Below are 6,274 nucleotides of genomic sequence, written 5' to 3' on the forward strand. Positions count from 1 at the left end.
ACCCGCCCCGGTGATCAAGGAGTTCGTGTCCCCGAACGGCCTCGGGCGTGACATGAACTCCTTGATCACCGCACGCGAGACGGCGGGGGAGGAGGGGTGGCGGCCTGGAGGGCGGCGGCCAGGCGGTCGCGGACGGCCACCTGGGCGGCGATCCGGGCGTCCAGCACGGCCAGCCGCTCCCGGCCGACCCGCAGCCCGGCCGCTGACGGCGGCGCGGACGCCACGTCCCCGTCCAGGCAGGGCAGGAAGACCCGCACGTCGTCGAGCGTCAGCCCGGCGTCGATCAGGTGACGGATGTTGCGGACCCGGGTGACCACCGCGTCGTCGTACTCGCGGTAGCCGTTCGCCGCCCGGGCCGAGGCGATGAGTCCGTGTTCCTCGTAGTGCCGCAGGGCACGCGGCGTGCAGCCCGTCGCCTTCGCCACCGCGCCGATCCGCACCGCCGCCACCGTCCTCTCACGCGACCACCGCGCCCCCGTCCACCGGCAGCACCACGCCGGTGACGAAGCCCGCCTCCGGCTCGCAGAGCCGCCGGATCGCCCAGGCTACGTCCTCCGGCCGGCCGATCCGGCCCGCCGGGGTGTGCGCGAGCTGCCAGTCCCGCACCGCCGCCCGACCTTCGGGGGACAGGCCACTGTGCACGCCGATCGGGGTGTCGATCGCGCCGGGCGCCACGGCCACCACCCGGACGCCGCGCGGCGCGAGTTCCACCGCCCAGCTGCGGGTCAGCGAGTCCAGCGCGGCCTTGCCGGCCGCGTACACCGAACTGCCCGGCCAGGCGCGCAGGCCGACGGACGTGGTGACATTGACCAGCACGCCGCGTGTCGCGGCGAGCGCCTCGACGGCGGCGTGCGCCAGCCGAACGGGCGCGAGGAGGTTCGTCTCCAGTTGCCGCCGGGCGGCGTCCTCGTCGAGGTCCGCCAGCGGCCCGCCGCCGGCCACGCCCGCGTTGTTGACCAGGACGTCCAGGCGGCCGTACCGGTCGAGCGCGGCGCTGACGATCCGGCCGGGCCCGTCGGGCGCGGTGACGTCGGCGGTCAGCGGGGTGATGTCCGGCCGGCCGGCGGCGGTCTCCGACAGCGGCGCGGCGCGCCGGCCGACGGCGACGACGGCGTACCCGGAGGTGGCGAAGGCCTGTGCGGTGGCCCGGCCGATGCCGGTGCCCGCACCGGTGACCACGGCGACGCGTGGCGTGCGGCGTTCCATGCCGGCATCGTCCGACCCTGCCGCCTGCGGCAGGGTCAAGTCAGAGGCCGAGCAGGACGGGCATCGCGTTGACCGCGCCGTGCACCACGAGCAGCGGCCACATGCGGCGGTACCGCGACCACAGGTAGCCGAGGAACAGCCCGGTGACCCCCTGGTTCACGATCACCGACGCCAGGTCGACGGCCGGCCGGCCGCTGCCCTGAATGGCCACGTGCCAGGCCGCCCACACCAGCGACGCGAGCACGATCGCCGGCCAACGCCCCAGCAGAGACTCCCACCGGGTCTGCAGCCACCGCCGGTAGAAGACCTCCTCCAGCAGCGCGTTCACCGCGAAGGCCACCAGCAGCGTGACGGCCAGCTCGACCGGCGTGACGGTCCGCCCCCAGTCGCTCGCGGGCACGGCCAGCGGCGTCGCGTAGCCGAGCACCAGCCACACCGCCACCGGCAGCGCCGGACCCCACCGATGGGCGGCGTCCGCCGGGGCCGGCCCCGGCCGCCACCGCGGCGCCCGCCGGCGCGCGGCCAGGAACACCACGAGGGGTACGCCGAGCAGCAGCGCCAGCTTCACCACGGTGTACGCGGGTTCGCCGCCCAGCAGTGGCATGACGGCGGCGAACGTGATCCCGGCCAGCAGCAGCGGCACCGCCTCGCGGTACGGCGCGACCGGGTCCGGCCATGTCGGGTCGGGCGCGGGCGGGATCAGGCGGATCAGCGCGATCCCGGCCAGCGCCGGGATCCAGCGGCTCCACATCGGTACGGTGCCGTCGTGGTCGGCGCTGTACCGGATGCCGGTGTTCCCGGTCGCCACCAGGAGGAGCGCCGCGACGGCGACGAGCCCGAGGCCGGCCAGGAGGACGACCCGTCCGGCGCGGGGATGACGGCCGGCGGTCGAGACGTCTGTCGTCATCGCCGGCACGGTACCAACGCGCGGCGAACGGACCGGGCGGCTCAGCTCTTGAGCGGGTCGTGCCCCCAGTTCATCAGCGACCAGCGCCATCTCGTGTCCCGCACGTCGCCGGACGGGCGCTGGGCGAGGTGGCGGTGGACGTACCCGATCACCTTGCGCATGTGCTTGTAGTCGGCGGCGGTGAGGTCGGCGCGCTTGCGGCGCAGCAGGTCGACGATGCGCCGGCCGGAGTCGTGCCCGACCGACTCGCCGCCCTGGGTGCCCTTCTTGTGCCACCCGACGTGCTTGGACTCCTCGGTCTCCAGCCAGCGGGTCAGCTCACCGGGCTTCATGTTCACCGCGTCGGTGAACTCCCGGTACGTCTGCTGCGGATCCTCAGCGCGACTCATGGCGCAGCACCTCCGGGCGGTGGGCCACGTCGCGGCCCGAGTCGTCGTTGGTGATCCGGTACTGCGGCTGCTCCGGCGAGGCGTTCACCGTGTGCCCGCGGACGTGGGTGCGTTCGGTCAGCTTCTCCTTGACGACGCCGTACGCCCGGCCGCTGTGGCTGGCCCAGGAGACGTGGTCGCCGGTGCGGAACTCCTTCTCGGCCATGCCGCCCGGTTACCCGGAGTGGATACCGAGTAACGGCGTCGTCAGGGCCGGATCTCCGCGATCGGCAGCTTGATCGCGAAGGGCTCGGACAGCTCGATCACCTCGCTGCTGTCGTCCACCAGCTCGTACTGCCGTTCGCCGCCCGGGCCGATCCGGTCACCGAGGCGGTACGCGTACAGGTGCACCGGATCCTGCTCGATCCGCCAGTAGAACGGTATCCCGGCGGCGGCGTACTCGCCCGGCTTGGCGAACCGGTCGACCCGCCGGGTGCCGGGGGAGACGATCTCGACGGCCAGGACGACGTCCGCCGGTCGCAGGAGGGATCTGTCGCTCGGCAGCCCGGCGTGGTGGAGCAGGACGTCCGGTTGGCGGCTGGTGTTGGGGCTGAGCCCGACCCCGACGGCTTGGGACGCCCGCAGGTGAACCGGTGCGTGCGATCGAAGCCAGAGCCACAGCAGGCTGGCGATTGTCTGGTGGCCCAGGGTGGGGGAGGGTGTCACCTGGAAGACTCCGTCGACGAGTTCGACGCGGGGGGCGTCTTCCGGCAGGGTGAGCAGATCCTCCAGCGTGTAGTCCGCACGCTGCTGCCGCATCGGGTCCGGACACCAGGGGCCAGGTGATGTCGGGATGGGCTCGGCGCTCATGCGGCGAGCGTACCGCCGGGTGCCCGAGGTCCTGTCGCACCGGACGTGCGACGCGTTCAGCCCGCCGGCTTCTCGGCGACGAAGATGGCCGTGCCGGGGAACAGCCGTCCGCGCAGCGGGCTCCACTGGCCCCAGATCCCCTCGTGCCCGGCCGGCCACTCCGGCTCCACCAGGTCCAGCAGGCGGAACCCGGCGCCGACCAGTTCCCGGATCCGGTCGCCCAGGGTGCGGTGCTGCTCGACGTACGTGGCCACCCCGTGCTCGTCCTGCTCGACGTACGGGGAGCGGTCGAAGTACGAGTGCACGGCGGTCAGCCCGCCCTCGCCGGGATCGTCCAGGAAGATCCAGCGCATCGGGTGGGTGACCGAGAAGACCCACCGGCCGCCGGGCCGCAGCACCCGGGCCACCTCGCGCATCGCCGCCGCCGAGTCGTCCACGAACGGGATCGCGCCGAACGCGGTGCAGACGGTGTCGAACGCGGCGTCGGCGAACGGCAGGGCGAGCGCGTCGGCCTGGACCAGCGGCACGCGTACCCCGGTGCGCCCGGCGGCCTCGGCGGCGTGCCGCAACATGCCGGCGGACAGGTCCAGCGCGACCGGCCGGGCGCCCTGGGCGGCGAGCCAGCGGGCGGCGGCGGCCGCCCCGGCGCCGAGTTCGAGGATCTGCCGCCCGGTCACGTCGCCGAGCAGCCGGGCGTCGGCCTCGCGCAGCCCCTCCGGGCACCAGACGAAGTCGGTGTCGCCGAGGAACGCGCCGTGCTCGGCCTGGTACGCGTCGGCGTCGGTGTCCCACCATCCGCGGTTCGCGCGGCGGATCTCCCCGGCGTCGACCCGTCGGCGGGTCACCCTGTCGTCGTCCACGGGTTCACGCTAGGTCCGGCGGCGCGGACCCGGTGCGGTGGGGTGGTGGCTGGGGCGGATGTGACGGACGAGACAGCTGTGGCACCTTACCGCGCGAAATCTCCGCTTTCGCAGCGGATGAGTTCGCACGGACCCGGGAGGGCTTGCACGCTGTGGTAATGCAGCGGGTAGGCTAGACGATGCGCTCGCGGATCGTGTGCCTCGGCAGGGAGCAGGTGCGCGGTCACCGGAGCCACTAATGATCTTCTCGCGTCGATCGTTCGGTGTGCCCGGCGACGGATCCGCTGGCGCGGAAGAGTCACCGCGACACCCATGCCCGCTGTGACAACCCATCCGACCGGAGCAACCGCCCACATGACGAGCAGCATCGAGGCCACCTCGAGCGCCAACAAGGTCACCCACGACGACCTCGGCTCTGAGGAAGCTTTCCTCGCCGCGATCGACGAGACCATCAAGTACTTCAACGACGGCGACATTGTCGAAGGCACCGTCGTCAAGGTCGATCGGGACGAGGTCCTGCTCGACATCGGCTACAAGACCGAGGGTGTCATCCCCTCTCGGGAGTTGTCGATCAAGCACGACGTGGACCCGGCCGAGGTCGTTTCGGTGGGTGACCACATCGAGGCCCTCGTCCTCCAGAAGGAGGACAAGGAGGGTCGGCTGATCCTCTCCAAGAAGCGGGCGCAGTACGAGCGGGCCTGGGGCACGATCGAGAAGATCAAGGACGAGGACGGCGTCGTCCGCGGTTCGGTCATCGAGGTCGTCAAGGGTGGTCTCATCCTCGACATCGGCCTGCGCGGCTTCCTGCCCGCGTCGCTCGTCGAGATGCGGCGTGTGCGTGACCTGCAGCCGTACGTCGGCCGCGAGCTCGAAGCCAAGATCATCGAGCTGGACAAGAACCGCAACAACGTGGTCCTGTCCCGCCGTGCCTGGCTGGAGCAGACGCAGTCCGAGGTGCGCACCGAGTTCCTCAACAAGCTCCAGAAGGGGCAGGTCCGCAAGGGCGTCGTCTCCTCGATCGTCAACTTCGGCGCGTTCGTCGACCTGGGCGGCGTGGACGGCCTCGTGCACGTCTCCGAGCTGTCCTGGAAGCACATCGACCACCCGTCCGAGGTCGTCGAGGTGGGCCAGGAGGTCGAGGTCGAGGTCCTGGACGTCGACCTGGACCGCGAGCGGGTCTCGCTGTCGCTGAAGGCGACGCAGGAGGACCCGTGGCGTCAGTTCGCCCGCACCCACGCGATCCAGCAGATCGTGCCGGGTAAGGTCACCAAGCTGGTGCCGTTCGGTGCGTTCGTCCGCGTGGACGACGGCATCGAGGGCCTGGTCCACATCTCCGAGCTGGCCGAGCGCCACGTGGAGATCCCGGAGCAGGTCGTGCAGGTCGGCTCCGAGGTCATGGTCAAGGTCATCGACATCGACCTGGAGCGCCGCCGGATCTCGCTGTCGCTCAAGCAGGCCAACGAGGGCTTCGTCGAGGGCGAGGAGCACTTCGACCCGACCCTCTACGGCATGGCCGCGACGTACGACGACCAGGGCAACTACATCTACCCGGAGGGCTTCGACCCGGAGACGGGCGAGTGGCTCGAGGGCTACGACAAGCAGCGCGAGACCTGGGAGCAGCAGTACGCCGAGGCGCGTCAGCGCTGGGAGGCCCACACCAAGCAGGTGCAGACCTCCCGCGCCGCCGACGCCGAGGCCGCTGCCAACCCGGCTCCGCCGGTCACCAGCGGCACCACCACCTCGACCTCGGCCCCGAGCCGTCAGGCCGAGGAGCCGGCCGGCACGCTCGCGACCGACGAGGCGCTCGCCGCGCTGCGGGAGAAGCTCGCCGGCGGCAAGTGACCGGACGCTGACGCCCGTTCGTCCCACCGGACGGACCGGCGACTGCCTCTGACGACGGGCCCCGTCCCCGCGTTCCGCACCAGCGGAGCGCCGGGGGCGGGGCCCGCGTCGTACGCCGGGCGGGTTTGGCACGCGGACACCGGATCCGGTTGACTGTCCGGGTGCTGAAGGTGGGGCTGACCGGCGGAATCGGATCGGGCAAGAGCGCGGTGGCGAGCCGG

General features: G+C 72.2%; 8 protein-coding genes. 1 reads left to right on the plus strand and 7 read right to left on the minus strand.

Features of this window, described 5'->3' with window-relative positions; all coding sequences use genetic code 11:
- Positions 1–65 precede the first annotated feature (65 nt).
- The 7 genes from ACPCK6_RS13925 to ACPCK6_RS13955 form a co-directional block, all read right to left on the minus strand.
- On the minus strand, positions 66–440 hold the full coding sequence (locus tag ACPCK6_RS13925) for a MerR family transcriptional regulator (RefSeq protein ID WP_423481314.1): 375 nt from the start codon (positions 438–440) through the stop codon (positions 66–68).
- Positions 441–456: 16 nt separating this feature from the next.
- Positions 457–1,206, minus strand: coding sequence for an SDR family NAD(P)-dependent oxidoreductase (locus ACPCK6_RS13930; RefSeq protein WP_396882224.1), 750 nt, complete (start codon positions 1,204–1,206; stop codon positions 457–459).
- A 40-nt stretch (positions 1,207–1,246) separates the two neighbouring features.
- On the minus strand, positions 1,247–2,113 hold the full coding sequence (locus ACPCK6_RS13935; RefSeq protein WP_423481315.1) for a CPBP family intramembrane glutamic endopeptidase: 867 nt from the start codon (positions 2,111–2,113) through the stop codon (positions 1,247–1,249).
- Positions 2,114–2,154: 41 nt separating this feature from the next.
- Positions 2,155–2,502 (minus strand): DUF3140 domain-containing protein, encoded by a 348-nt coding sequence (locus ACPCK6_RS13940; RefSeq protein ID WP_073830920.1) that lies wholly within the window; start codon positions 2,500–2,502, stop codon positions 2,155–2,157.
- Positions 2,489–2,707, minus strand: a complete 219-nt coding sequence (locus ACPCK6_RS13945) for a hypervirulence associated TUDOR domain-containing protein (RefSeq protein WP_262014665.1) — start codon at positions 2,705–2,707, stop codon at positions 2,489–2,491. Before ACPCK6_RS13945 ends, ACPCK6_RS13940 begins: the two co-directional genes overlap by 14 nt.
- A 41-nt stretch (positions 2,708–2,748) precedes the next feature.
- Complete coding sequence (locus ACPCK6_RS13950) at positions 2,749–3,300, minus strand: Uma2 family endonuclease (RefSeq protein ID WP_423481316.1); 552 nt, start codon at positions 3,298–3,300, stop codon at positions 2,749–2,751.
- Between the two features lie 107 nt (positions 3,301–3,407).
- Complete coding sequence (locus ACPCK6_RS13955) at positions 3,408–4,211, minus strand: class I SAM-dependent methyltransferase (RefSeq protein ID WP_423481317.1); 804 nt, start codon at positions 4,209–4,211, stop codon at positions 3,408–3,410.
- 312 nt (positions 4,212–4,523) lie between these two features.
- Here ACPCK6_RS13955 and rpsA point away from each other — a divergent pair, with 312 nt between their 5' ends.
- Positions 4,524–6,053, plus strand: a complete 1,530-nt coding sequence (gene rpsA, locus ACPCK6_RS13960) for a 30S ribosomal protein S1 (protein WP_262014668.1) — start codon at positions 4,524–4,526, stop codon at positions 6,051–6,053.
- Positions 6,054–6,274 lie beyond the last annotated feature (221 nt).

Origin of the sequence: Micromonospora sp. AB353 (assembly GCF_049538395.1) — a bacterium.
In the GTDB taxonomy this organism is placed as follows: domain Bacteria; phylum Actinomycetota; class Actinomycetes; order Mycobacteriales; family Micromonosporaceae; genus Micromonospora; species Micromonospora aurantiaca.

What these genes read in the sequence shown, in the direction of transcription:
- ACPCK6_RS13935 (WP_423481315.1), bottom strand. Translation starts at nt 2,113, where the DNA reads ATGACGACAGACGTCTCGACCGCCGGCCGTCATCCCCGCGCCGGACGG.
- ACPCK6_RS13940 (WP_073830920.1), bottom strand. Translation starts at nt 2,502, where the DNA reads ATGAGTCGCGCTGAGGATCCGCAGCAGACGTACCGGGAGTTCACCGAC.
- ACPCK6_RS13930 (WP_396882224.1), bottom strand. Translation starts at nt 1,206, where the DNA reads ATGGAACGCCGCACGCCACGCGTCGCCGTGGTCACCGGTGCGGGCACC.
- ACPCK6_RS13945 (WP_262014665.1), bottom strand. Translation starts at nt 2,707, where the DNA reads ATGGCCGAGAAGGAGTTCCGCACCGGCGACCACGTCTCCTGGGCCAGC.
- ACPCK6_RS13950 (WP_423481316.1), bottom strand. Translation starts at nt 3,300, where the DNA reads ATGCGGCAGCAGCGTGCGGACTACACGCTGGAGGATCTGCTCACCCTG.
- rpsA (WP_262014668.1), top strand. Translation starts at nt 4,524, where the DNA reads ATGCCCGCTGTGACAACCCATCCGACCGGAGCAACCGCCCACATGACG.